This window comes from Stackebrandtia sp. (assembly GCF_035643755.1).
GTDB lineage: Bacteria > Actinomycetota > Actinomycetes > Mycobacteriales > Micromonosporaceae > Stackebrandtia.
Map to the genome: position 1 here is coordinate 1 of NZ_DASQPW010000272.1, position 22,888 is coordinate 22,888.

Here is a 22,888-nt window from a genome sequence, read left to right on the forward strand (position 1 = left end):
CCCACCACGCCCTAGCTGTCTGGGAACACATGGGCACCACTCAAACCGGACCCGCCCACACCGTCTTGGACTGGCTTCGCCGCCAGCAACAGCCCGAGTGGTCCAAACGCGACATTCATCGCAAGCTGTGCCGACGCCTCAGCCTGGCTGACCTCGACACCGCGCTGCAACTCCTCGCCGCTCATGGCCACATCCGCATCCACCAGCCCGCCCGCTCCGGGCGCGGGCGCCGCCCTGCTCCTCGCATCTCCGTCCACCCCTTCCACACCGGAGGCACCAAATGAGTCGCGCCAAATGGTTGACCGTCGCCGACATTCTCACTGACCTGAAGGTGCCGCGCCGCACTTGGCAGGAATGGCGCGACAAGGGCGCCACGCCGCCTTGTAAACGGCTCCCCAATGGACAGCTCCGCATCTCGGAACGCTCCTACGAGAAATGGCTCGAATCCCTGGAAGAGGTCAACGCATGAACGACAACACCAGCTACGACGTCCGGATCTACAAGACCCGCGTCGTCGCTCGCGCGAAGAAACGGCCCCACAACGTGCGATGGGCTGTCGGGCGACTCCAGCGGCCTCCGTTCAGCGAGTACTTCGCCACGAGCGGCCTCGCCAAAAGCTACGTCTCCAACCTCACCAAGGCGATGAGCAACGGCGAAGCCTTCGACCTCGATACTGGCCTGCCACCGTCCATCCAGCGACAGAAGCTTGCCAAGCAGGAACAGGTAGACGCCGTTTCCTGGCTTGAGCACGCGAAAGAGTATGCCGCTTACAAGTGGACGAGCGGGGCAGCCAATGGTCGTAGGGGTAGAGCGGATGTCCTACGTGACATCACGGTCGCCATCTTGCCAATGCGGGACGATCGGCCGAACGCCGATAACCTGAGTGTCGCGTTGCGTCGCTGGGGTTTTCGGCCGGATCGGGACATCGCAGGTGCCCCACAGGAGATACAAGACGCTTTGACATGGGCCGATAAGCACTGCCCAGCTCTGTCGATTCTGGAAGATGCCGATGTGATGCGCTCGCTTCTTGACAAGCTCACTTTGAAGCAAGATGGTGCGCGAGCGGCAGCCAACTACTTCGACCGACGTCGATCGGGCCTGTACAACGCGGGCGAATACGCCGTCATGAAGGAACGACTTGTCCAGAATCCACTGGAGAATCCAAAGCTGAAATGGAACCGCCCTCCCGACCTCAAGACAGACAACGTCATCGATCCACGGGCAGTCGGAGACAAGGTCCAGGTCGAAGAAATGCTGACCGCCGTGACCTACATCGGCGTCGAGCAAGGCCCGCGATACGTGGCCTACTTCGGCTCCCTTTACTACGCAATGCTTCGCCCCGAAGAAGTCGCTGACCTCAAAGAATCTCAGTGCGATCTGCCTGTTGAAGGTTGGGGCGGCATTGTCGCCGAAGGCGCGGCACCCAGGGTCGGGAGCGACTGGACCGACGATGGAACGCCCTACGACGTACGGGGCCTAAAACACCGAGGACGCAAGGCAACCCGATACGTTCCGATTCCGCCGCGGCTTGTTCAACTTCTACGCGATCACATCAGGCGATACGGAACCGGCCCCGATGGCCGGATCTTCAGAACCATCCGAGGCAACCCATACTCCGTCAAAGAGGCTGGGCGCGTGTGGGCGAAGGCACGCAAGTTCGGTCTCAGCCCTGCGAAACAGCAGACCCCCCTGCTGGAGTGGATATACCTACTGCGCGCATCCGGTATCTCTTGGAGGCGCGCGGCAGGAGTGCCAGTCAAGGAAGTCGCCGAGTGGGCAGGCCACTCTCCCGCCGTCCAGGAACGGCACTACTCGCGCGTGCTGACTGGACTCGAGGACCACTGGAAGCGGCGTATGGACACCTTCATGAACGCCTGAGTGAGCTCCGCTTTGGATACCCCGTGGATACATTTCACGGGGTATCCACGTTTTCGCAGGTCAACGTGGTGAACGTTAGGCTTCTGTAAAACCGCTGGCTCCGCCTACACTGGTTCGAATCCAGTACGCGCCACGAGATTCCTGAGATTCCCCTGTCTTCCTTCGGAAGACCAGGGGAATCTCGTCATTTTTGCCGCGCTTCGCGCGGCGTCGCGGGGGCTTCGCCACCCGCGCTCCCCCAATCAGCCCTCCGACCAGGAATCGCGGTCGGGGGGCTGATTCGTCTGCCGGTGCGCTTCTGCCGAATGGCGGACATTCGCGGCGGGCGTAGGGTGTGCCGCGTGACTCAAGCCCTGATCCTGATCGACCTGATGGAACGCATCGTCGCCTACGACCTGGCCCCGCACTCGGGCACCGAGGTGGTGGAGCGCGGTATGAGGCTCGCCGAGGCGTTTCGGGCTCGGAGGCTGCCCGTGGTCGCGGTGCGGGTGGAGCGCCCCGGGGTGGGGGAGCAGCCGCCTGGCAGCGGGTTCGTCGACGGTTTGCCCGGGGACGGGGATGTGGAGATCGTGAAGGGCGCCATCAGCGCGTTCCACCAGACGGGGTTGGAGGACAGGCTTCGCGAGCTCGGGGTGACGACCGTCGTGATGGCGGGGATCGCCACCAACCTGGGTGTGGAGGGGACGGCGCGGGCCGCCAACGACTTCGGTTTCGACATCGTCGGCGTCTCGGACGCCATGACCGCCATGTCGGCCGAGGAGCACGACATGTCGCTGACGTCGATCTTCGCGCGGTTCGGCACGGTCGTCACCACCGAGGAGTACCTGGCCGGGCTGGGTTGATCGTCAGCCGCCGTCGGCGGCGTTGCGCGCCTCTTCCTGTTCCGCCCATGCGTTGAGGCCCTTGAGGAATCCCGCGCGGTCGCGTGGGGACAGTTGGTCCATGGCGCGCATCAGCGACGCCGAGCGTGCCGCGATGAAGTCCGCGAAGACGCCCCTGGCGTCGGGCGCCACCGACACCAGGGTGCGGCGGCGGTTGGCGGGGTCCTCGGTGCGGGTGGCCAGACCCGCGCGGTCGAGCTCGCTGACCAGCTTGCTGGCCGCCGACAGGGACACGTGGAGGCGGGCGGCGAGGTCGCCGACGCTGGCGGGTTGGCGGGCCATCAGTTGGGACATCACCGCGCCGTGGCGGGGGCCGAGGCCGTGGGTGGTGAAGATCTCGCGCAGGGCGTCGGGCATGTCGTCGTGGGCCCGCCTGAAGAACGCCGAGATGAGGGGGACCTTGCTGATGGCGGCGAGCTCGTCGGGTGTCACGCTCGCATCCTAGCAAACTTGCGAAAATTCAACTATTGTCAAATGGCAACTGTTGAGAGAGGAGCGATCATGAGGCTGACCATCGTGGGTGCCAGCGGGGGTATCGGGCGGCAACTGGTGCGGCTCGGCCTGGGGGACGGGCACGAGGTGACCGCCGTGGTGCGCGATCCCGCGAAGCTCGAGACGCCGCCGCACGAGCGCCTGCATGTCATGCGCGGCAACGCATTGGACGCCGAGTCCATCGCGGGTGCCGTGGACGGCGCCGACGCCGTGCTGTCGGCGATGGGGGCCGCGGGGCGCGTCGATCCGCTGCGGCCCGCCTCCACCTCGGCCGCGGCGGTGGCCAGCGCGATGAAGGCGGCGGGGGTGCGGCGGGTCGTGGTGGTGTCGGCGGGACCGCTGAACCGCGACGGCGCGGGCCAGCCGGCGTGGATACGGCTGGCGTCGAAACCGTTGGGCGCCATACTCAAGGACGCCTACGCCGATCTGGCGCGGATGGAGACGATCCTGGCCGACAGCGGGCTGGACTGGACGTCGGTACGCCCGTCCCGCCTGACCGACAAGCCGGGCAAGGGGACGTACCGACTCCTCATCGAGGCGGGGCCCGCGGGCTTCAGCATCGCGCGGGCCGACGTGGCGCGGGCCATGCTGGACACCCTCGGCGACCCCACCACCGTCGGCCACGCCGTGGGCGTCAGCGACTGAGCCGCAGGCGAATCGCGCGGGTCGCGGTGATCGCCAGGCCGAACAGCGCGGCGACCAACAGCCAACCGACCACCGAGAACCAGGTGTAGAGGTATTCCAGCCAGGTCGCCGTGCGGCCGCCCGCGATCAGCTTGCCGATCTCGGGATACAACGCCAGGATCAGCACGGGGAACAGCGAACGCGTCAGCGCCAGCGCGTTCCTCCACAGCGGACGATGTGTGCGGCGCTCCACCCAGCGGCGCACCCGCGCCAGCCGCCACACTCCCCAAGCGACGGTGAGGATCGTCAGCGCGCCCACCACCAGGTCGCTGGTGGACTGGGCCGAGGTGTTGGGCGCGGGCTGCTCGCCTCGGGTGAGCGCCAGCAGACCCTGCGACAGCTCGTAGGGCGCGTCGAAGGACAGCGACATGCCAGCGTTGGCCATCACCGCGACTCCCCAGCCCGTGTCGGTGTCGATGGTTTGCCTTGCGGTGTAGGAGAACCAGACTCCGCTGTGCGACGCGACGGTGTGGCCGTGGTCGCGGTCGACCTCCCAGCCCAGGCCGTAGCGCGGGTTGGTCTTCGAAGTGGTGTGCAGCCTGGTGAGGTCGGTCTTGGTGAGCACGTCGGTGTCGCCCGTGGCGTTGGCGCGCAACCACTTGCCCATGTCGGAGGCGGTGGTGACGATGCCGTCGGAGCCGCCGACGAAGCGGTGGGGCTCGGCGATGGAGCGATAGCCGTACGCGGAGGCGAATCCCTTGGGGACTTGGGCGTTGTCCGTGAGGTTCACCGCGCGCGTGTCATTCATCCCCAGTGGGCCGAAGATCTCGTCGCGCAGGTAGGCGCCGAACGGCTTGCCGCTCACCTCCTCGACCAGTCGCGCCGCCACCTGGAAGTTCGGATTGTGGTAGTTCCAGGACTTTCCCGGCGCCGCCACCAGGCCCGCATCCGCCAGCCGCGTCACGGCACCGTGCAACGTGGACGGCTGCTCCTCCTCCTTCTCGGCGAACCCGCCGTCGGCCATGCCCGAGGTCTGGTTCAGCAACTGCCGCACGGTGATGCGCTTCGCCCGCGGGTCGTCCATGGAGAACTCGTGGACGTACTCGCGCACGGGCTTGTCGAGGTCCACCTTGCCGTCGTCGACCAGGTGCGACACCGCCGTGGCGGTGAACGACTTGCTCACCGACGCGATGGGCATCCCTGTCGACGCGCTCAGTCGGTCGCCGTTGGAGTCCACGCCGTACCCGTGCGCGCGGATCACCTTGTCCGCCTTGGTGACCACGACGGTCGCGCCAGGCACGCCCGAGTCGTCGAGAAAGCGGTTCACCAATGCGTCGATCGATCGGGCGTCGACCTTCGCCGTCGGTGCCGCGTTGGCGATGCCAGGCGCCAGCACCAGGCCCGCCGCCGCCAACGCCACCAGAATCCGTCTCATGTCCGTCCTCTCCTCGGTCGAGGACGGCAACGCTAAGCAAGCGAAACCCCGGCGCCATCTGGCAAAGGAAAGCCGTCGGTCCCCGACTTTCGTCGGGTTGTGCGCCGCCTGTGCGCGCGCGTGTGCGCCCCGTGTGATCATCTGTGTTTCGCCCCCACCCCTCCAGGAGCCCATCGTGAAGGTCCATGCCCCCGACGGCACGAAGTGGCGCGTCGGCCGCCGCGTCCTGCCCTGGGTCACGCGCTTCGGCACCATCCCCTCCGTCCTGTTGATGGGGTTCGGGCTGCTATTGTCTGAGGCGTTCTTCATCGGGCTGGTGGTACTGGCGTTCGCGATCCCGATGATTCTCGTGCTGTTGGTGTCGTGGCTGCTGTCGGTGCTGTTCGCGCCGTTCCTGCTGCTGGTCGGGCGCAAGGTGGTGGCGTACCGACTGGGCTCCGACAGCGGTGCGGGCGTCGACACCGACGACCGCACCTTCGCGATTCGCCGACCCCCCGAGTTCAAGATCCGCCGCTTCGTGGTCGCCAGCGACGACGACGCCCAGCGCCTCATCGCGGACCTGAGGGCGCGCCTGGAACGCGGCGAGGGGATTCCCGCGACCGAGCCGAGTTAGCCAGGCGGGGACGCCTCAGCCCGCCAGCGCCTCCTGTCCGCGGAACGTGTTGCGGTACGCCCGTGGCGAGACCCCAAGGGCCGCATGCAAATGCTGCCGCAGCGAGGTGCCCGTCCCGAAGCCCGCGTCGATGGCGACCCTGTCGATCGACAGGTCGGTGGTCTCCAACAGCTGCCGCGCGCGTTCCACCCGCTGCTGGGTGAGCCACTGCTGGGGCGACATGCCGACCTCCTCGCGAAAGCGCCGCGTGAAGTTGCGGGTGCTCATGGATTCCCTCGCCGCCAGCTCTCGCAGGGTCACGGGGCGGTGCAGTTGGGACAGCGCCCAGGCGCGGGCCTTGGCCGTGGAGGCGGAGCGGGGTTCGGGGACGGGGCGGGCGATGAACTGCGCCTGGCCGCCGTCGCGGTGCGGGGGAACCACGGTGCGGCGCGCGATGTCGTTGGCGACGGCGGTGCCGAAGTCCTTGCGCACCATGTGAAGGCACAGGTCGATGCCCGCGGCCTCGCCCGCCGAGCTCAGGATCCTGCCGTTGTCCACATAGAGCACGTCGGGGTCGACGTCGATCCGTGGATAGTGCCGTCGCAGCTCGTCGGCGGCCTTCCAGTGGGTGGTGACGCGCAGGCCGTCGAGCAGTCCCGCCTGGGCCAGCACGAACGCGCCCGTGCAGATCGAGGCGACGCGGACGCGGCTGGGCAGCGCCGCCAGGGCCTTGGCCAGGGTGGCGTTGCGGGCGAACGACTCCTCGTCCTCGTAGGCGGCGGTGACCACCACCGTGTCGGCGTCGGCCATGATGTCGAGCCCGTGGGCGACGTTGATGCTGAACTCGTTCTTGGTGGTGACGAGACCGGGCTCGGGCGTGCAGGTCAGCACCTCGTACAACGGTTGGCCATCGGGCGATTCCGCGTCGCCGAAGATCTGGTGAACGATGCCCAGCTCCAGGGGCAGCAGCTCGGGGCGCACGGCCACGGCGACGCGGTGGCGCCCCGTGTCACTGAAACCAGTCATGGCCCGATTCTTTCACATGTTGTCTATCGAGCCAATGGTTTGTGGCGCCGAACCCGCGCATGCTCGAGCTGACGACGACAAGCGGACGACGAACCAGCGACCAACCACGAAAGGCCCACGCCATGAAGGTGCTGTGGATCTACGCCCACCCCGAGCCGCGCTCCCTCAACGGCTCGCTCCGCGACGAGGGCATCGCGACCCTGCGGGAGCTGGGCCACGACGTCCGCCAGTCCGACCTGCACGCCATGGCGTGGAACCCCGTGGTCTCACCCGACGACTTCACCGCCCACACCGACGAGCGGCTCGTCGTCGGCGAAGCCCAGGAGCGCGCCCACGCCACGGGCACCCTGAGCGCCGACATCCGCGCCGAGCAGGAGAAGGTCGAGTGGGCCGACGCCCTGGTCGTGCAGTTCCCGCTGTGGTGGTTCGGCATGCCCGCGATCCTCAAGGGATGGTTCGATCGGGTGTTCACCCAGGGCTTCGCCTTCGGCGTGGCCAACCCCGAAACGGGACGGCAGCGCCGCTACGGAGACAACACCCTGTACGGCAAGCGCGCGATGGTCATCACCACCTTCGGCGCCCGCGCCGCCAGCATGGGGCCGCGCGGCATCCACGGCGACATCGATGACCTGCTGTTTCCGCTGCATCACGGCATCCTGTGGTACTCGGGCATCGCCGCGCTGGAACCCTTCGTTGTGGACGGAACCGCGCGGTTCGGCGATACCGAGTATGCGCTGCACGTCAAGCGGTTGCGGGAGCGTCTGGAGAATCTGGACGGTGACCCGGCGATCGCCTACCGTCACCAGGAGGGCGGCGATTACGACGCCGATCTGACGTTGCGTCACGACATCGCGACCAGCCAGTATGGATTCGAAATCCATCGGACGGATCGCCCCGTCACTCACCGTGATTCCGTTGCGCCGAAACAAGAGTAGCGACACCGTCACCCGAAACGGCTGTGGCGTGAGGGTAGGAGTGCCCGCTATGGGCTGTGGGACTTTCCACGCAACCGTTGGCACCCGGTAAAACCCCACGTAGATTCACCCGGGCCCGCCGGGCACCCCGTGTGTCCACCCCCGGACACCACCCGCGCGGGAGCCGCCGAATCACCGCTTGGTGAACCGGGGACCCAGGTCCCTTTTGGGGTGAATCCTCCGAATCCCCTTGGAGGTAGGGCGATCTTCCCGCCCGAACCCGTCAGCTAACCCGGTAGGCGGATTGTGGAAGAAAGGCCACCCGTTCGTGCCTAAAACCATGCCGTCCTGCCAGGACGGGCACAACCATCCCCACCGAAAGTCCCGACGCGGCGTATTCGCCAAGTCGGCCGCCCTGAGCGGCGTCGCCTGCGCGGCGGTCGCCACGATCCTGGCGTTCCCCGCCGCCTCGCACGCCGACCCCGGTCTGGAGCAGCAGCTCAAGTCGGCCAAGGCGCACCTGAAGGACGCCAAGTCCACCCTGTCCCACCTCAAGCACGAGCGCGGCGACGCCCAGCATCGGGTCGCCGCGGCGAACAAGGTCCTGGACGACACCGACGCCTCCATCACCGACGTGTCGGCCGCCATGGACGACAAGGACGCCGCGTTCGACAAGCTCAGCGACCTGGTCGACTACTCCAGGACCGCCGCCGCCGACCGCAGCCACACCGAGGCGCTGCGCGACGCCACCGCCGATCGCGTCGACTCACTCGACGACAAGATCGCCGACGCCAAGCACAAGGTCTCCGACCTGACCGCCAAGCGCGACAAGCTGGCCAAGAAGCTGGAGGCCGCCTCCGCCGGGGGCAGCGGCAGCGGCGAGGCCGTGGCGGGCGCGGGCTCGGGCGGCGGCGCCACCGCGGTGGCCTTCGCCAAGGCCCAGCTCGGCGAGCCCTACGTGTTCGGAGCCTCAGGCCCCGACTCCTGGGACTGCTCGGGCCTGACGATGATGGCCTGGCAGCAGGCGGGTGTGTCGCTCAACCACGGCAGCTTCGACCAGGCCGACGAGACCCAGTCGATCTCGCGCGACCAGTTGCGGCCGGGCGACCTCATCTTCTACAACGGCGGCGAGCACGTCGGCATCTACATCGGTGGCGGCAAGGTGATCCACGCCCCCACCGAGGGCGACGTGGTGAAGATTTCCCCCGTGGACATGATGCCGCCCGAGGGTTTCGGCCGTCCCTGAGGCCAGCCCCGTGGGTTCTATTTCCGGCAGGGGGCGGGCGCGCGTGTGGCGCGCCCGCCCCCTGCCCTACCAGCTCGTCACCAGCAGATGGTTGACCGCCAACGCGACCACCGCCTGTGCGCCCAGCCACCAACGCGCACCCCGTGCGGGCAGCAATGCCGTGGCGGGCAACAGGAACACCGCGAAAGGCAACCAGATCCGTTCGGTCTCGGCCTTGCTCATGCCCGACAGGTCGGCCAGCAGCAGCGCCGCCAGCGCCGCCAACACCAACCACGCCAGGCGATCCCCGCTCGACGCCCGCGACGGATGACGCAGCCGCCGCACCGCCGGGGCCGCCCGTCGCAGACCCGCCACAGTGGCCAGACCCACGATGATCACCGTGCACGCCAGGTTGGCCCACACGAAGTACCATTGGGGACGGTCGCCGCCGTATCCCTGGTAGTAGCGCGGCACCAGCGTCTGATAACCCTCCCACCACCAAAAGCCCGCCACCGTGAACGCGGCGGGAACCACCAGCGCCCCCAGAACGGCCCAGCCCCCCGCGACCAGGGCGGAGGTGGGCTTCGAGGCCGAGGCGCCGTCGCCGAGGCGGGCGAGGATGAACGCCACCACCGCAATCGGCCCGAACAACGTCAGACCGTACGACAGGTAGCACAGTAGACCGTACAGCAGCCCGCAGCCGAGCGCCCAGTACCGGGAACCCTTGGCCGCCAACGCCGCCATCGCGACCGTCCACGCCGCGACGCCCGCGAAGTATCCGTCGGCCGACACCCCCGTCCACACCGCCGCGGGAACCAACACCGCGAACGGCGCCGCCCGCCGCGCCAGCGACTCATCGGCCACACGCGACACCGCGATCAGGACGGCCGCCGCCGCGCTGGCCCCCACGGTGATGCACCATGCCGCCGCCCACGTGCCGCCGCCCAAACCGATGCGGTCCAACGCGACGAACGTCAACGTCGCCCCGGGCGGGTGCCCCGCCACGTGCGCGGGCCAGTGCCCCGGCGAGTCGATGAGGATGTGGGAGGTGAAGCCCCGCAACGCTTTCGGGATGTCCGCGAACCTGTCGACCGCCCGCAGATACTCGTTCTTGGTCTCCAGCTGCCCCGCCACCCCCTTCCATCCGTCCACAAGCGCCAACGACCAGATCCAGGCCATGGACGCCACCCACGCGGCCACCAGCACCGCCCGCCACGGCAATCGCCGCGCGAGGCTCGGGCCGTACGCCACCACCGAGGCGCCCACCACCAGCGCTAGCGGCGTCCCGATGTCGGCGTGCGGCTCCCACACCGCCGACAGCGGCGGCCAGTTGACGTGCAGCACGTCGTCGCCGTTGACGGCGACACCCACCACGGCCGCCGCCGCGACCAGCACCACGCCGACCCCCGCGGCGATCAGGTCGCCCCGACGCGCGGGGCCCAAGACGAAACGCACCCCCGAACGCTAAGCCGTCCGGCGCCGGAAGGAGGCATCCCGTCACACTTCCTTAATGTCGGCGTCGCCGCTGGGCTAGGGTTGCGTGGTTTGAGTTCAGGTTAAATTCAGGGGAGCCCATGTCCAGCAACACCGTGGCGGAGGCCCGCAGACGGCGCACCTTCGCCGTCATCTCTCACCCCGACGCGGGTAAGTCGACCATCACCGAGGCCCTGGCGCTGCACGCTCAGGTGATCGGCGAGGCGGGCGCCGTCCACGGCAAGGGCGGCCGCAAGGGCGTGGTCAGCGACTGGATGGCCATGGAGCAGCAGCGCGGCATCTCCATCACCTCGGCGGTGCTGCAGTTCGCCTACCGCGACTGCGTGGTGAACCTGCTCGACACCCCGGGCCACGCCGACTTCTCCGAGGACACCTACCGCGTGCTGACGGCCGTGGACTGCGCGGTCATGCTGCTGGACGCCGCCAAGGGCCTGGAACCCCAGACGCTGAAGCTGTTCGAGGTGTGCCGCCACCGCCGCATCCCCGTCATCACGTTCATCAACAAGTGGGACCGCCCGGGCATGGACCCGCTGGAGTTGTTGGACGAGATCGAGTCCCGCATCGACATCAAGCCGACGCCGCTGACGTGGCCGGTGGGCGTGGCGGGGGAGTTTCACGGGGTCATCGACCGCCGCGACGCCACGATGGTCCACTTCGAACGGACGCCGGGCGGTACGCGCCAGGCGATCGAGGAGGTCGTGTCCGACGACGAGGCCGCCAAGCGTTACGGCGCCGACTATTCCCGCGCCCGCGAGGAGGTCGAGCTGCTGGACGCCTCCGAGGCCACCCACGACCAGAAGCTGTTCCTGGACGCGGTCACCACGCCCGTCCTCTTTGGAGCGGCCGTGGCCAACTTCGGTGTCCGCCAACTGTTGGACGTCCTGATCGATCACGCCCCCGCCCCCGAGCCGCGCGTCGACACCGGCGACCACCCGCGCGAGCTCGACTCGGCGTTTTCGGGTTTCGTGTTCAAGATCCAGGCCAACATGAACCCCGCGCACCGCGATCAGGTCGCGTTCCTGCGGGTGTGTTCGGGGAGGTTCGAGCGCGGCATGGTCGTCACCCACGCCGAGTCGGGCCGTCCATTCACGACCAAGTACGCGCAGTCGATGTTCGGCGCCGCCCGCGACACCATCGACGAGGCCTTCCCCGGCGACGTCATCGGTCTGGTCAACGCCACCAACCTCGGCATCGGCGATTCGCTCTTTGTGGACAACAAGGTGGTGTACCCGCCGTTGCCGTCGTATGCGCCCGAGCACTTCGCGCAGGTGCGCTGCGACGACACCTCCAAGGCCAAGCGCTTCCGCCGCGGCATCGCGCAGCTGGACGCCGAGGGCGTGGTGCAGGTGCTGATCTCCGAGCAGCGCGGCGACGGCGCGCCCGTGCTGGCGGCCGTGGGCCCGATGCAGTTCGAGGTGGCCGCCGCGCGGCTGCGCGGCGAGTTCAACGTCCCCGTCACGATCGACAACCTGCCGTACTCGCTGGCGCGGCGCACCGACGCCGACAGCGTCCCGATGCTGCGCGGCGCCCCGGGGGTCGAGGTGTTCACCCGCCAGCGCGACGGCGCGCTACTGGTGGGCTTCCCGAACCGTTGGCGCGTCCAGACCGTCCAAAATGATCAGCCGCACGCCACCTTGGAGCCGCTGCTGGCGGACGCGGGTTCCTGACGCCGCATCAGATGTCCCATGCCGTCCTCCAGCCAGGAGAAAGCCTGATGCACCTTGGCCAGGGACCGCTTCTCCATGGCGTCGACGTCGAAGGTCACGCCCTCGCAGAACATCTGGCGGAAGTTCTCCACGAACACGGTGTGGGTCGCCTCCATGATCGTGTTGGCCAGGAAGCGCGCGGTGAACTCCTCGGCGCCCTCGTCGACGAGCGCCTCGGCCAGCAGGTGCTTGGCGTGCTCGCGGTGGCGCATGCTCCGCAGGGCCAATGAGGGGTTTTCGGTGATGAGTTTGCGCACCCGTTTCATGATCGGGTGATTGGTCAACCCGGTCATCGGGTGGTGCCGCTTGATCAGGTCGATCATGTGCTCGTGGACCACCTGGAGCGGGGTGGTGCCGACGGGTCGTTCGCGCACCAGCCGTGCGGGCTCGGACAGCATGTGGGCGCCGCGGCCCACGACGATGTCCTCCTTGGTGGGGAAGTAGTTGAACACCGTCTTCTTGGAGACCTCGGCCGCCTCGGCGATCTCGGCGACCGAGACGTTGTCGAATCCGCGTTCCTCGAACATGTCCAGCGCGATGTCGGACAGCCGCTTGCGCGTCTGGTCCTTCTTGTGTTCGCGCAGGCCCTTCCGTTCTTCCATGATCAAAGTCTACCAGGTGTACAAGTCGTCTAGATATAAATTTGCACCCGGTGTAATTCGCTGCTACGGTTCACCCATGTCCCACCCACCCATACCCAATGGCAGCCTGCGGGCCGTGCTGCGCGGAAGGCTGCGCCCGTACCGCGCGACGATCGTGGTGATCACGGTCCTGCAGCTGGTGCAGACCCTCGCCATGCTGTTCCTGCCGACGCTGAACGCCAACATCGTCAACAACGGCATCGCCACGGGCAACACTGGCTACATCCTGTCGCGCGGCTCCGTCATGCTCGGCGTCACGCTGCTGCAGGTGATCTGCGCCGCCTCGGCGGTCTACCTGGGCGCCAAGGTTTCCATGTCCCTCGGACGGGACCTGCGCGGCGACGTCTTCACCCAGGTGCAAAACCTCAGCTCCCGCGAGGTCAACGGCCTGGGGGCGCCGACCCTGATCACCCGCGTCACCAACGACGTCCAACAGATCCAGACCCTGCTGTTCATGCTGCTGACGCTGCTGTTGAGCGCGCCCCTGATGGGCGTCGGCGGCCTCATCATGGCGGTGAACCAGGACCTACCGCTGTCGGGCGTGTTCCTGGTGGCGATTCCCGTGCTGGTCGCGGTGGTGAGCATGATCATCCGGCTGGTGATCCCCACGGTGCGCACCATGCAGCGCCGCATCGACGCGGTGAACCGGGTGATGCGCGAGCAGATCAGCGGCATCCGCGTCATCCGCGCCTTCGTCCGCGACGACCACGAGAAGCGGCGCTTCGGCGAGGCCAACGACGACCTGATGCGGGCGGGCCTGCGGATGGGACGCATCCAGGCGTTCTTCGGCGCCAGCGCCCAGACCGTCGCGGGCCTCACCGGCGTCGCGGTGGTGGCGTTCGGCTGGCCCAGCCTGGCCGACCAGAGCCTGAAGGCCGGGTCGCTGATCGCCTTCCTGAACTACAACGGACAGATCCTGATGGCGGTCATGATGTCCATGAGCGTGTTCATGCTCGCGCCGCGCGCCAAGGTCGCGGCCGGGCGCATCCAGGAGGTCTTCGACACCGAATCCAGTGTGCGCGAACCGAAAGAGCCCAGGCGCCCCGCCGAACCGCGCGGCGACCTGGACCTGCGCGGCGTCACCTTCGGCTACCCCGGCGCGGAGGAACCGGTGCTGTGCGACGTCGACCTGATCGCCCGCGGCGGCCAGACCACCGCCATCGTCGGCTCCACCGGCGCCGGCAAGACCACCCTGATCCGGCTCATCGCCCGGCTGATGGACGTCGACAGTGGATCGGTGTCCGTCGACGGCGTCAACGTGCGCGACATGGACCGCGCCGGTCTGGCCGAGTGGATCGGTCTGGTGCCGCAGAAGGGCTACCTGTTCTCCGGAACCGTCGCCTCCAACCTGCGCTACGGCGACCCCGACGCCTCCGACGCCGAACTGTGGCGGGCCCTGGACATCGCCCAGGCCCGCGACTTCGTGGAGGCCATGCCCGACGGCCTGGACACCGCGATCGGCCAGGGCGGCACCACCGTGTCGGGCGGACAGCGCCAGCGCCTGGCCATCGCCCGCGCCCTGGTCGCCAAGCCCCGCATCTACCTGTTCGACGACTCGTTCTCCGCGCTGGACAGCGCCACCGACGCCGCGCTTCGCGCCGCGCTCGACACCCACCTGTCCGAGGCGACGCGAGTCATTGTGGCCCAACGGATCTCCACGATCCGCGACGCCGACCGCATCGTGGTGCTGGAAGCCGGGCGCGTCGAGGCCACCGGCACTCACGCCGAACTGCTCAAGACCAGCCCCACCTACGCCGAGATCGTCGGCTCGCAGCTCACCGTCCAGGAGGCAGCATGAGTTTCATGGGGAGACCCGCCAAGCCCGCCCAGCCCTCCGACCTGCGCGGCACCGCCATGCGGTTGCTCAAGTCCATGCGGATCGACACCGGACGCGTCGCGGCGATCGTGTTGTTGGCGATCGCGGCGGCCGGCTCGACCGTGGCCATGCCGACCCTGCTGGGCCACATCACCGACGTCGTGCTCTACGGCGTCAAGCACGGCGGCGTCGACGTCGCCGCGGTGTGGCGGCTCCTCGCCGTGGCGGCGATCCTCGGGGTGGCCGGGGGAACCTTCACCGTCCTACAGGGACGCACCATCACCTCGGTGGTGCAGGGCGTGGCGATGCGGATGCGACGCGACACCAACGCGAAGCTGTCGCGGCTTCCCTTGAGCTACTTCGACACGGAGTCCCGCGGCGAGGTGATGTCGCGAACCACCAACGACATCGACAACCTGTCGCAGAGCATGCAGATGATCATGCAGCGCGTGGTCGGCTCGGCCCTGGCGCTGGTGGGCACCCTGGTGGCGATGATCCTGCTGTCGCCGCTGCTGGCGGTCATCGTCCTGGTGACTACGCCGTTCACCGTCTGGCTGGCCAAGTCGATCGGCAAGCGCGCCCAGCCGCAGTTCAAGAAGCAGTGGGCGGCGACGGGAAAGCTCAACGGGCACGTCGAGGAGATGATCACCGGCCACGAGCTGGTGACGGTCTTCGGCCGCCGCGACGACGCCATCGACACCTTCGCCGGACACAACGGGGACGTCCGCGACGCCAGCGTGCGCGCCCAGTTCGTCTCGGGCCTGATCTCCCCGGCCATGACCTTCCTGGGCAACATCAACTACGTCCTGATCGCGGTGGTCGGCGCGCTGCGGGTGGCCTCGGGAACCATGACCATCGGCGAGATCCAGGCGTTCGTCCAGTACGTCATGCAGTTCAACCAGCCGATCACCACGATCGCGGCGATGGCGGGCCAGATCCAGTCGGCCATGGCCTCGGCCGAGCGGGTCTTCGAACTGTTGGACGCCAAGGAACAGGGCTCCGACCCCGAGGAACCCGCGAATCCGCAAAGGAACGGTGGCCGGGTCGACTTCGTGGACGTGTCCTTCCGTTACAAACAGGACGAGCCGCTGATCGAGGACCTGTCGCTGACGGTGGAGCCCGGCCGCACCCTGGCCATCGTCGGGCCGACGGGGGCGGGAAAGACCACCCTGGTCAACCTGCTGCTGCGCTTCTACGAGATCGACGCGGGAACCATCACCATCGACGGGGTGGACATCGCGACCATGACCCGCGACGGCCTGCGCGCCAACATCGGCATGGTCCTTCAGGACACCTGGCTGTACAACGGAACCATCGCCGAGAACATCGCCTACGGCAGTCCCGACGCCACCGACGACGAGATCGCCGAGGCGGCGCGCGCGGTGCACGCCGACCACTTCATCCGCACGCTCCCCGACGGCTACGACACCGTGATCGACGAGGACTCCGGCGGCCTGAGCGCGGGCGAGCGGCAGCTCATCACGATCGCGCGGGCCTTCCTGATCAAACCGTCCATCTTGATCCTGGACGAGGCGACCAGCTCGGTGGACACCCGCACCGAGGCCCTGGTGCAAAAGGCGATGAGCAGTCTGCGGGCGGGGCGCACCAGCTTCGTCATCGCGCATCGCCTGTCCACCATCCGCGACGCCGACACCATCCTGGTGATGGAGCACGGCCACATCGTCGAGCAGGGCAGCCACGCCGAGCTGCTCGCCGCCGACGGCGCGTTCGCGCGCCTGTATCGCGCGCAGTTCGGCCAGGCCGTGGCCGCCTGAGGGCGGCGAGATGGGGTCCGTCCAGTAGTCACACTGGACAGACCCCATCGGAGTGTTACGGGGTGTTGTTGGCCAGGGCCAGCAGGCGGTCGGCGCTTCCGTTGAAGACGCTGACGTCGCAGTTGCCGCTGACGCCGGGAACCGAACCGGTGGAGGTGTACTGCCAGAAGGTGTAGAACGGGAACCCGCCGGGGATGGTCGGGCTGCTCACGCCGTAGTGCGCCACCCACAGCGGCGAGGTCGACGCCACCGCGCCGGATCCGCCGGTGCACTGGTTCCACCAGCTGGCGGCCGTGTAGACCACCGGCCAGCGGCTGGTGCGGGAGTGGTAGGTGTTCGAGAAGTCGACGACCCAATTGACCATACTGGATGCCGACAGCCCGTAACAGGTGCTGCCGTAGGGATTCCACTCGATGTCGAGCGCGCCGGGCAGGGTTTTGTTGTCCTTTGACCAGCCGCCGCCGTGGTCGACGAAGTAGTTCGCCTGGGTGGCTCCCGACGAGACATCGGGACGCGCGAAGTGGTAGGCGGCGTGCATCATTCCGGCGTTGTAGGAGCCGGTGTACTGCTGAGAGAAGTACGGGTTGCGGTACCCGGTTCCCTCGGTTGCCTTGACGTACGCGAACTTGTAGCCCGCTCCGGCCACTGAGGCCCAGTTGACGTTGCCCTGGTAGGACGATACGTCGATGCCGCGCGGGTTGTCGGCTGCTTGTGCGGTGCCGGCGCCGACGAACACCGTCGCCAGCATCGCCACCGCGGACAAAAGGGCGAGCCAGAGACCGCGCCGCGGCCGTCGAGTTGGTTGTGGACTGTCGTGTGGGGACTCGGTTGTTACACCGGGCATGGTGTGACTCCTTGAAGGGGGTCGGGCAGATCCATCCCGGCAGGCAATGGGGCGTCGTGCCGGGACGACCGCGATGCTTGTGCATCGTTGTAAAACGAACTTGTCGGTAACAACCACAAATAAGCTACAAAGCGTCCATAAGTGTGCTTTGAACCCGTTGCGTTACTGGAGAACCGCCTCGGCGAGTTCCCGCGCGGCCGCGTCGCTCAGGGGTCCGTTCTGGAACAGGACGCGGTACCACAACACCCCGAAGACCTGGTCGATCAGCAGGTCGATGTTGGACCCGGCGTCCAGCTCCCCGCGCCGGAGGCCGCGCTCGAAGACCGCGCGCAGGCTGTCGCGCCGCCGATCGGTGAACTCCCGCAGCATCGAGCTGGCGTCGGCGTCGCGCTGCGCCTCGGCCGCCAGCACCCGCAGCAGCCCGACGGTCTGCGCGTCGCGGGCCCCGGCGAACGTGGAGGTGACGAACGCCCGCAGGTCGTCGCGAAGGTTTCCCTTGTCGGGCATGGGAACCCGGCTGCGCCCCATCTCGACGGCGGCCTCCAGCAGGATCGCGTACGGCGACGGCCACCAGCGGTACAGCGTCTGCTTTCCCGACCCCGCCTCGGCGGCGATCGCGGCCATGGTGACCTCGGCGGCCGGGCGACTGGTGAACAGCCGCAGCGAGGCGTCCAATATGGCCTGGCGGACGGCGGTGTTGCGCTGGCGTCCGGTGTGGGGGCGGGCGGCGGAGGACATGTGACGACCCTAGCACTTGACGAGACGCGAAGTCTCGATAAACTGGTTGCTGAGACACCGAGTCTCGACAAAACGAAAGGCTCACGCATGACTCTCCACGGGCAACACGTACTGGTGATGGGCGGCAGCTCGGGCATCGGCGCCGCCTCGGCGCGGCGGCTGGCGGCCCAGGGCGCGGCCGTCACCATCACCGGCCGCGACGAATCCAAACTCGCCGCCACCGCCGCCGGCATCGACGGCAAGGTCATCACCGCCCGCCTCGACGCCACCGACCCCGCCCAGATCGCCGGCTTCTTCGCCGCCGACACCGTCTACGACCACCTGGTGCTGGCGCTCAGCGGCGCCTCGGGCGCCGGACCGCTGGCCACACTGGACCTGGACGACCTGGCCGCGGGCTTCGACGGCAAGTTCTGGCCGCACGTCCGCATCCTCCAGGCGGCCCTGCCCCACCTGAGCGACCGGGCATCGCTCACCATCATCACCGCGGCCTCGGCCCGCTCCGCCCTTCCCGGCACCGCGGGCCTGGCCGCCATCAACGGCGCCCTGGAGGCCATGGTCCCGCCCCTGGCCGCCGAGCTGGCCCCGCGCCGCGTCAACGCGATCTCCCCGGGCGTCATCGACACCCCGTGGTGGTCGGGCCTGTCCGACGCCGAACGCCAGGCCACCTTCGACGGCTTCTCGGCGATGCTGCCGCTCAAGCGCGTCGGCACCGCCGACGAGGTCGCCCACACCGTCGAGTACGCGGTCTCCAACGGCTACCTCACCGGCAGCGTCCTGGAGTGCGACGGCGGCGCCCACCTGGGCAGCGCCGGGTAATCCGTCTCGGTCACTATGGGTGGGACCACCCGCCCATAGTGACCGAAGGCCCACATGACCAGCCCGTCTCCCGTCCCCGAACACGCCTCCGAACACGTTTCCCCGTCGCGGCTGAACGCCCTGAGCGACGGCGTGATCGCCATCGCCGCCACCCTGCTGATCCTCGAGGTGGACCCGCCCGGGACCGAGGGGTCGGTATGGGGGCAGCTGGGGCGGGAGTGGCCGTCCCTGGTGGCGTTCCTGCTCAGCTTTCTCGTGATCGGGGTGGTGTGGATTCACCACCACAACCTGTTCCATCGGGTGCGGCGGGTGGATCGGACGCTGCTGTTCCTCAACCTGGGGATGCTGGCGACCGTGTCGTTCCTGCCGTTGCCGACGGCGACCCTGGGCACGCACTTCACCGGGGACGACACGAAGGCGGCCACCGTGTTCTACGCGGGCTCGATGATGCTGACGTCCCTGTGGTTCGTTCTGCTGTGGAATCACCTGGTGCGTCGTCCGGAACTGTTGCACGTGGACGCGCCGATCGCCGAGGCGCGGCGGGCGCGGGCACGGTCGTTGACGGGGCCCGCGGCGTACGGGGCGGCCACGCTGATCGCGCTGGTGGTGCCGGTGGCGTCGCTGGTGCTGATCGCCGGCACCATCGGGTACTTCGTGTTCGGGCGCAGGGCCCCGGCGGCGCGCACCAAGCGCTAGGCCGCTTAGCTGAGCGGCACCCGCCATACGAGACGGGTGCCGCCCATCGAGGTGGGAGTGATGGAGAACGTGCCGCCGTGGGATTCGGCGCGATGGCGCAGACTTGTTAGTCCACTATGGGGGACGGCGGGGGCGATGCCGACGCCGTCGTCGACGACCTCGATGGTGAGGGTGTCGGTCGCCTCGGCCGTGACCGTGATGTGTTTCGACGCCGCGTGGCGCACCGCGTTGCTGACGCCCTCGCGGACCACCGCGGCGGCCTGCTCGGCGATGTCGCCGGGGACCAGGGTGTCCAGCGCGCCCGACAGCCGCACCGTCGGGGTGACGTCGGCGTTGTCGGCGGCCTCGGCGGCGATGTCCAGCAGGCGGCGGCGCAGCCCGCCGCGGGACCCGCCCGCGGGCTCGTGAAGGTCGAATATGGACGTTCGGATGTCGCGGATGGTGTGGTCGAGCTGCTCGATGACGGAGTTGACGCGCTGCTTGGCCAGCGGATCGGAGATGCGCTTCACCAGGCCCTGGAGGTTGATGCCGCAGCCGTAGAGGCGCTGGATGACGTGGTCGTGGAGGTCGGCGGCGATCCGGTCGCGGTCGGCCAGGACGTCCAGCATGCGTTGGGCGCGTTGGCCCTCGGCGGCCTGTAGCGCCAGTGCGGCCTGCTCGGCGAAGGACGCCAGGGGCGCGATCGCCTCGGTGGCGAAGCCGGCCGTGTCGTTGGCGCGCAGGGCGATCAGGGCGCCGTCCTGGGCGGCGGGGGAGGGGAACGGCACGGCCAGCGCCGATCCGTACTCCTCGGCCGCGGCGCCCAGCAGCGCGGGGAGGGTCTCGCCGACGTCCAGCACGAGGGATCCCGTGGCGGAGCCGCGCGAGTCGTTGAGGACGTGGGACGGCATGGTGTGGCCGATGAGCTCGTCGGAGTGGGCGCCGCAGGCGGTGCGGGCGGTCAGCAGGCGCGGGTCCTCGCTGGGCAGCAGGATGACCACGGTCGCGGCCTCCAGGACGTCGGCGACGTGGTGGGCGGCCAGCTGAAGGGTGCCGTCCGATGTGGCCCCCGCCAGCAGGGCGTCGCGGATGTCGGAGGCGGCGGCCAGCCAGCGCTGCTTGGCCAGGCCGACCTCGTACATGCGGGCGGTCTCCACGGCGATGCCCGCGGCGGCGGCCAGGGCCTGGAGCACCGCCTCGTCGTCGGCGTTGAAGCGGGACGCGGCGATGGATTCGCGCAGCTGCCCGTCGACGCCGATATAGGCCAGTTCGGACAGTCCATGGTCGTCGCCGTCGGTGGTGTTCACCAGGCGCATCGCGGCGTCCAGCAGCTCCCGCAGGCGATCGCGGGTGCGCATCATCTCGTTGATGCGTTCTTGTACCTCGCCAAGCAATTCGTTGAGCCGCTTGCCCTCGAGGCCGACCGTCTCGTTCGGACGTTGTGAGAACTCCGACATGGTCACTCAGATTCCAAGCAGATGAAGGGGTCAGCTTGAACGGACTTCAGTGTCCCACCGTAGTCGACCGGTTCCGGCGGGGATGCGTGGTCCCGTCTACGCTGCGGAATTGTGTGCCAACCTCCGTCCCGACACCTGGTCAAGGTCGATGAGGACGAAGTGGTCGCGCTCGCGCGCCGCCCATGCCGGCAGGTCGAGGGACTCCAGCAGGTCGAACTCCTCGGCCCCGTGGCCCACCAGCCGGGAACGGCCGACGACCAGCACGCTCCAGCCCTCGTGATTCGACTCGTCGATGCAGTCGACCTCCATGGCCACCACGGCGTGGTCGGCGGCGGCCGACAGCTTGCTGCCCTTGGTGGTGCGGATGACGATCCATCCACCGTGGATGATGAACGTCACGGGCAGGATGACCGGCATCGCCTGGTCGGTGATGGCGATGCGGCCCACCGAAACCGACGCCAATAGTCGTAGACACTCGTGTTGATCAATGTTTCTGAGGTTGGCCCCGTCCATCATGACGTCTCCAGCCCTTCCCTGATGACCGCCCGCCGTGCCGACGATCGACCCGCACCAATTGGTACGTCCACAGTCGCGCCGCGGTGGGCGCGGCGACACCTGCGGACTGCTTCGCGGGCCCGGGACCTTCGGCCCTGTTCACCGCGTCATTCCTCGTCCTCGGGTCGCTTCGGGGTGCGCAGCCGGGTCGCCAGCACCGCCGCCTGGGTGCGGCTGTTCAGGTCCAGTTTGGCCAGTACGTGCGACACGTAGTTCTTGATGGTCTTCTCCGCCAGGAACATCCGCTGGCCGATCTGGCGGTTGGTCAGCCCCTGCCCGATGTATTCCAGGACGACGCGTTCCTGTTGCGACAGTTCCCGCAGCGGGTCGGCGGCGTCCTGTTCGCGGCGCAGGCGGTTGAGCAGCGCCGCGGTCGTCTTGGCGTCCATGAGCGACTGCCCCGCCGCGACGGTTCTGATGGCGGACAACAGATCCGATCCCAGCACCTGCTTGAGAACGTAGCCCGAGGTGCCCGCCATGATCGCGTTGAACAGCGCCTCATCATCCGAATAGGACGTCAGCATCAGGCACTTCAGGTCGGGCAGCTGCGAGCGCAGGTCGCGGCACAGCTCGATCCCGTTGCCGTCGGGCAGCCGCACGTCGAGGATCGCGACGTCGGGCGCGGCGGCGGGCACGCGCACGCGCGCCTCGGTCACGGTCGAGGCCTCCCCGACCACCTCCAGGTCGGGCTCGTCTCCGAGCACGTCGGCGACCCCTCGCCGCACGATCTCGTGGTCGTCGACGATGAAAACCTTGACGGTCAATCGATTCCCCTCCCGGGTACCGTGTGACAGCTTGGGCAACGGCGGAATGGTGGCTCGCCGCGCGCGAATCAACCAGGGTCGAACGACCCTGTTGCGCCGGGACGGTCGGGCTCAGCGCGGCAGGGCGGCCAATCCGCTGGCCACCATCGGCACCAGCGCCTGGTAGTAGGCCAAAGTGGACGCCGCGCCCTCGCCGTGGCGGGCCCGGTCGGCGCCGATCCCATCGTGGCAGCCGCCCGTTTCGGGGTCGTACACGGGCGTTGCCGCGGCGTTGTCGCCGAGGAACCAGCCGAAGGCGGCGCGCGCCCGGTGCGAGAAGCGCTGCCGCCGCGTGTGCACGTAAGCGTCCACAAGGGCCTCACAGGTCGCGGCTGCGTCGAGGGGCCGCTGTTCGCCGTCCGGCATCGCGTCCAGGGCGGACAGAGCCCGGCGGGCCATGTCGCGGTCGCCGACGCGCACCGCGCTGGCCAGCACCGCCTGCGGCACCCGGGCCGATTCGCCCGGCGCGGGCGCCTCGCGCCAGGTCGAGTCCGCCGCCAG

22 protein-coding genes, 2 pseudogenes and 1 riboswitch are annotated in these 22,888 nt (G+C 68.4%); of the genes and pseudogenes, 13 read left to right on the forward strand and 11 right to left on the reverse strand.

Annotation, left to right across the window (positions count from 1 at the left end; translation table 11 throughout):
• The 4 genes and pseudogenes from VE172_RS20885 to VE172_RS20900 form a co-directional block, all read left to right on the forward strand.
• A pseudogene (locus VE172_RS20885) lies at positions 1-284 on the forward strand (DNA primase); the annotation flags it as partial.
• The gene (locus tag VE172_RS20890; protein ID WP_324803926.1) at positions 281-469 is read left to right on the forward strand and encodes a helix-turn-helix domain-containing protein; all 189 of its coding nucleotides are present in this window, start codon (positions 281-283) and stop codon (positions 467-469) included. The pseudogene VE172_RS20885 and the gene VE172_RS20890, both read left to right, overlap by 4 nt.
• Positions 466-1,878: a site-specific integrase gene (locus tag VE172_RS20895; protein WP_324803927.1), complete on the forward strand. Its 1,413-nt coding sequence runs from the start codon at positions 466-468 to the stop codon at positions 1,876-1,878. Before VE172_RS20890 ends, VE172_RS20895 begins: the two co-directional genes overlap by 4 nt.
• Before the next feature lie 341 nt (positions 1,879-2,219).
• Entirely contained in the window at positions 2,220-2,720 is a 501-nt protein-coding gene (locus VE172_RS20900) for an isochorismatase family protein (RefSeq protein WP_324803928.1), read from the forward strand.
• 3 nt (positions 2,721-2,723) lie between these two features.
• Here the strand turns inward: VE172_RS20900 and VE172_RS20905 are convergent, their stop codons facing one another.
• Positions 2,724-3,191 carry a MarR family winged helix-turn-helix transcriptional regulator gene (locus VE172_RS20905; RefSeq protein WP_324803929.1) on the reverse strand — a complete coding sequence of 156 codons (468 nt, stop codon included), beginning with the start codon at positions 3,189-3,191 and terminating at the stop codon, positions 2,724-2,726.
• 69 nt (positions 3,192-3,260) lie between these two features.
• Between VE172_RS20905 and VE172_RS20910 the strand changes: the two genes are divergently transcribed.
• Positions 3,261-3,896, forward strand: coding sequence for an NAD(P)-dependent oxidoreductase (locus VE172_RS20910; protein WP_324803930.1), 636 nt, complete (start codon positions 3,261-3,263; stop codon positions 3,894-3,896).
• On the opposite strand, the gene VE172_RS20915 is transcribed toward VE172_RS20910, so the two are convergent.
• The gene (locus VE172_RS20915) at positions 3,886-5,310 is read right to left on the reverse strand and encodes a serine hydrolase domain-containing protein (protein ID WP_324803931.1); all 1,425 of its coding nucleotides are present in this window, start codon (positions 5,308-5,310) and stop codon (positions 3,886-3,888) included. The genes VE172_RS20910 and VE172_RS20915 overlap by 11 nt on opposite strands.
• Before the next feature lie 175 nt (positions 5,311-5,485).
• Here VE172_RS20915 and VE172_RS20920 point away from each other — a divergent pair, with 175 nt between their 5' ends.
• Positions 5,486-5,923: a hypothetical protein gene (locus VE172_RS20920; RefSeq protein ID WP_324803932.1), complete on the forward strand. Its 438-nt coding sequence runs from the start codon at positions 5,486-5,488 to the stop codon at positions 5,921-5,923.
• Positions 5,924-5,938: 15 nt separating this feature from the next.
• Here VE172_RS20920 and VE172_RS20925 read toward each other — a convergent pair whose 3' ends face one another.
• Positions 5,939-6,928, reverse strand: a complete 990-nt coding sequence (locus tag VE172_RS20925; RefSeq protein ID WP_324803933.1) for a GlxA family transcriptional regulator — start codon at positions 6,926-6,928, stop codon at positions 5,939-5,941.
• Between the two features lie 122 nt (positions 6,929-7,050).
• Between VE172_RS20925 and VE172_RS20930 the strand changes: the two genes are divergently transcribed.
• Together VE172_RS20930 and VE172_RS20935 are read left to right on the forward strand one after the other, a co-directional pair.
• Positions 7,051-7,863 (forward strand): NAD(P)H-dependent oxidoreductase, encoded by an 813-nt coding sequence (locus VE172_RS20930; protein WP_324803934.1) that lies wholly within the window; start codon positions 7,051-7,053, stop codon positions 7,861-7,863.
• A 154-nt stretch (positions 7,864-8,017) separates the two neighbouring features.
• A riboswitch (cyclic di-AMP (ydaO/yuaA leader) is annotated at positions 8,018-8,160 on the forward strand.
• A 10-nt stretch (positions 8,161-8,170) separates the two neighbouring features.
• Positions 8,171-9,088, forward strand: a complete 918-nt coding sequence (locus tag VE172_RS20935; protein WP_324803935.1) for a C40 family peptidase — start codon at positions 8,171-8,173, stop codon at positions 9,086-9,088.
• Between the two features lie 66 nt (positions 9,089-9,154).
• Here VE172_RS20935 and VE172_RS20940 read toward each other — a convergent pair whose 3' ends face one another.
• On the reverse strand, positions 9,155-10,522 hold the full coding sequence (locus VE172_RS20940; RefSeq protein WP_324803936.1) for a hypothetical protein: 1,368 nt from the start codon (positions 10,520-10,522) through the stop codon (positions 9,155-9,157).
• Positions 10,523-10,641: 119 nt separating this feature from the next.
• Between VE172_RS20940 and VE172_RS20945 the strand changes: the two genes are divergently transcribed.
• Positions 10,642-12,228 carry a peptide chain release factor 3 gene (locus VE172_RS20945; RefSeq protein WP_324803937.1) on the forward strand — a complete coding sequence of 529 codons (1,587 nt, stop codon included), beginning with the start codon at positions 10,642-10,644 and terminating at the stop codon, positions 12,226-12,228.
• Here the strand turns inward: VE172_RS20945 and VE172_RS20950 are convergent.
• The gene (locus VE172_RS20950) at positions 12,180-12,869 is read right to left on the reverse strand and encodes a TetR/AcrR family transcriptional regulator (protein WP_324803938.1); all 690 of its coding nucleotides are present in this window, start codon (positions 12,867-12,869) and stop codon (positions 12,180-12,182) included. The genes VE172_RS20945 and VE172_RS20950 overlap by 49 nt on opposite strands.
• A 76-nt stretch (positions 12,870-12,945) precedes the next feature.
• Between VE172_RS20950 and VE172_RS20955 the strand changes: the two genes are divergently transcribed.
• Positions 12,946-14,706, forward strand: coding sequence for an ABC transporter ATP-binding protein (locus VE172_RS20955; RefSeq protein ID WP_324803939.1), 1,761 nt, complete (start codon positions 12,946-12,948; stop codon positions 14,704-14,706).
• A gap of 5 nt (positions 14,707-14,711) precedes the next feature.
• Entirely contained in the window at positions 14,712-16,499 is a 1,788-nt protein-coding gene (locus tag VE172_RS20960; protein WP_349258483.1) for an ABC transporter ATP-binding protein, read from the forward strand.
• 55 nt (positions 16,500-16,554) lie between these two features.
• On the opposite strand, the gene VE172_RS20965 is transcribed toward VE172_RS20960, so the two are convergent.
• Positions 16,555-17,343 carry a lysozyme gene (locus VE172_RS20965; protein WP_324803941.1) on the reverse strand — a complete coding sequence of 263 codons (789 nt, stop codon included), beginning with the start codon at positions 17,341-17,343 and terminating at the stop codon, positions 16,555-16,557.
• A gap of 162 nt (positions 17,344-17,505) precedes the next feature.
• The gene (locus VE172_RS20970) at positions 17,506-18,081 is read right to left on the reverse strand and encodes a TetR/AcrR family transcriptional regulator (RefSeq protein WP_324803942.1); all 576 of its coding nucleotides are present in this window, start codon (positions 18,079-18,081) and stop codon (positions 17,506-17,508) included.
• Positions 18,082-18,168: 87 nt separating this feature from the next.
• Here VE172_RS20970 and VE172_RS20975 point away from each other — a divergent pair, with 87 nt between their 5' ends.
• Both VE172_RS20975 and VE172_RS20980 read left to right on the forward strand, forming a co-directional pair.
• Positions 18,169-18,897 carry an SDR family oxidoreductase gene (locus VE172_RS20975; RefSeq protein WP_324803943.1) on the forward strand — a complete coding sequence of 243 codons (729 nt, stop codon included), beginning with the start codon at positions 18,169-18,171 and terminating at the stop codon, positions 18,895-18,897.
• A gap of 54 nt (positions 18,898-18,951) precedes the next feature.
• The gene (locus VE172_RS20980; protein WP_324803944.1) at positions 18,952-19,593 is read left to right on the forward strand and encodes a TMEM175 family protein; all 642 of its coding nucleotides are present in this window, start codon (positions 18,952-18,954) and stop codon (positions 19,591-19,593) included.
• Positions 19,594-19,598: 5 nt separating this feature from the next.
• Here VE172_RS20980 and VE172_RS20985 read toward each other — a convergent pair whose 3' ends face one another.
• The 4 genes and pseudogenes from VE172_RS20985 to VE172_RS21000 form a co-directional block, all read right to left on the reverse strand.
• Positions 19,599-21,029, reverse strand: coding sequence for a sensor histidine kinase (locus VE172_RS20985; protein WP_324803945.1), 1,431 nt, complete (start codon positions 21,027-21,029; stop codon positions 19,599-19,601).
• Positions 21,030-21,125: 96 nt separating this feature from the next.
• Positions 21,126-21,545, reverse strand: coding sequence for a pyridoxamine 5'-phosphate oxidase family protein (locus tag VE172_RS20990; protein ID WP_324803946.1), 420 nt, complete (start codon positions 21,543-21,545; stop codon positions 21,126-21,128).
• Positions 21,546-21,691: 146 nt separating this feature from the next.
• Positions 21,692-22,348, reverse strand: a complete 657-nt coding sequence (locus VE172_RS20995) for a response regulator transcription factor (RefSeq protein ID WP_324803947.1) — start codon at positions 22,346-22,348, stop codon at positions 21,692-21,694.
• Between the two features lie 111 nt (positions 22,349-22,459).
• Positions 22,460-22,888: pseudogene (locus VE172_RS21000) on the reverse strand (hypothetical protein); the annotation flags it as partial.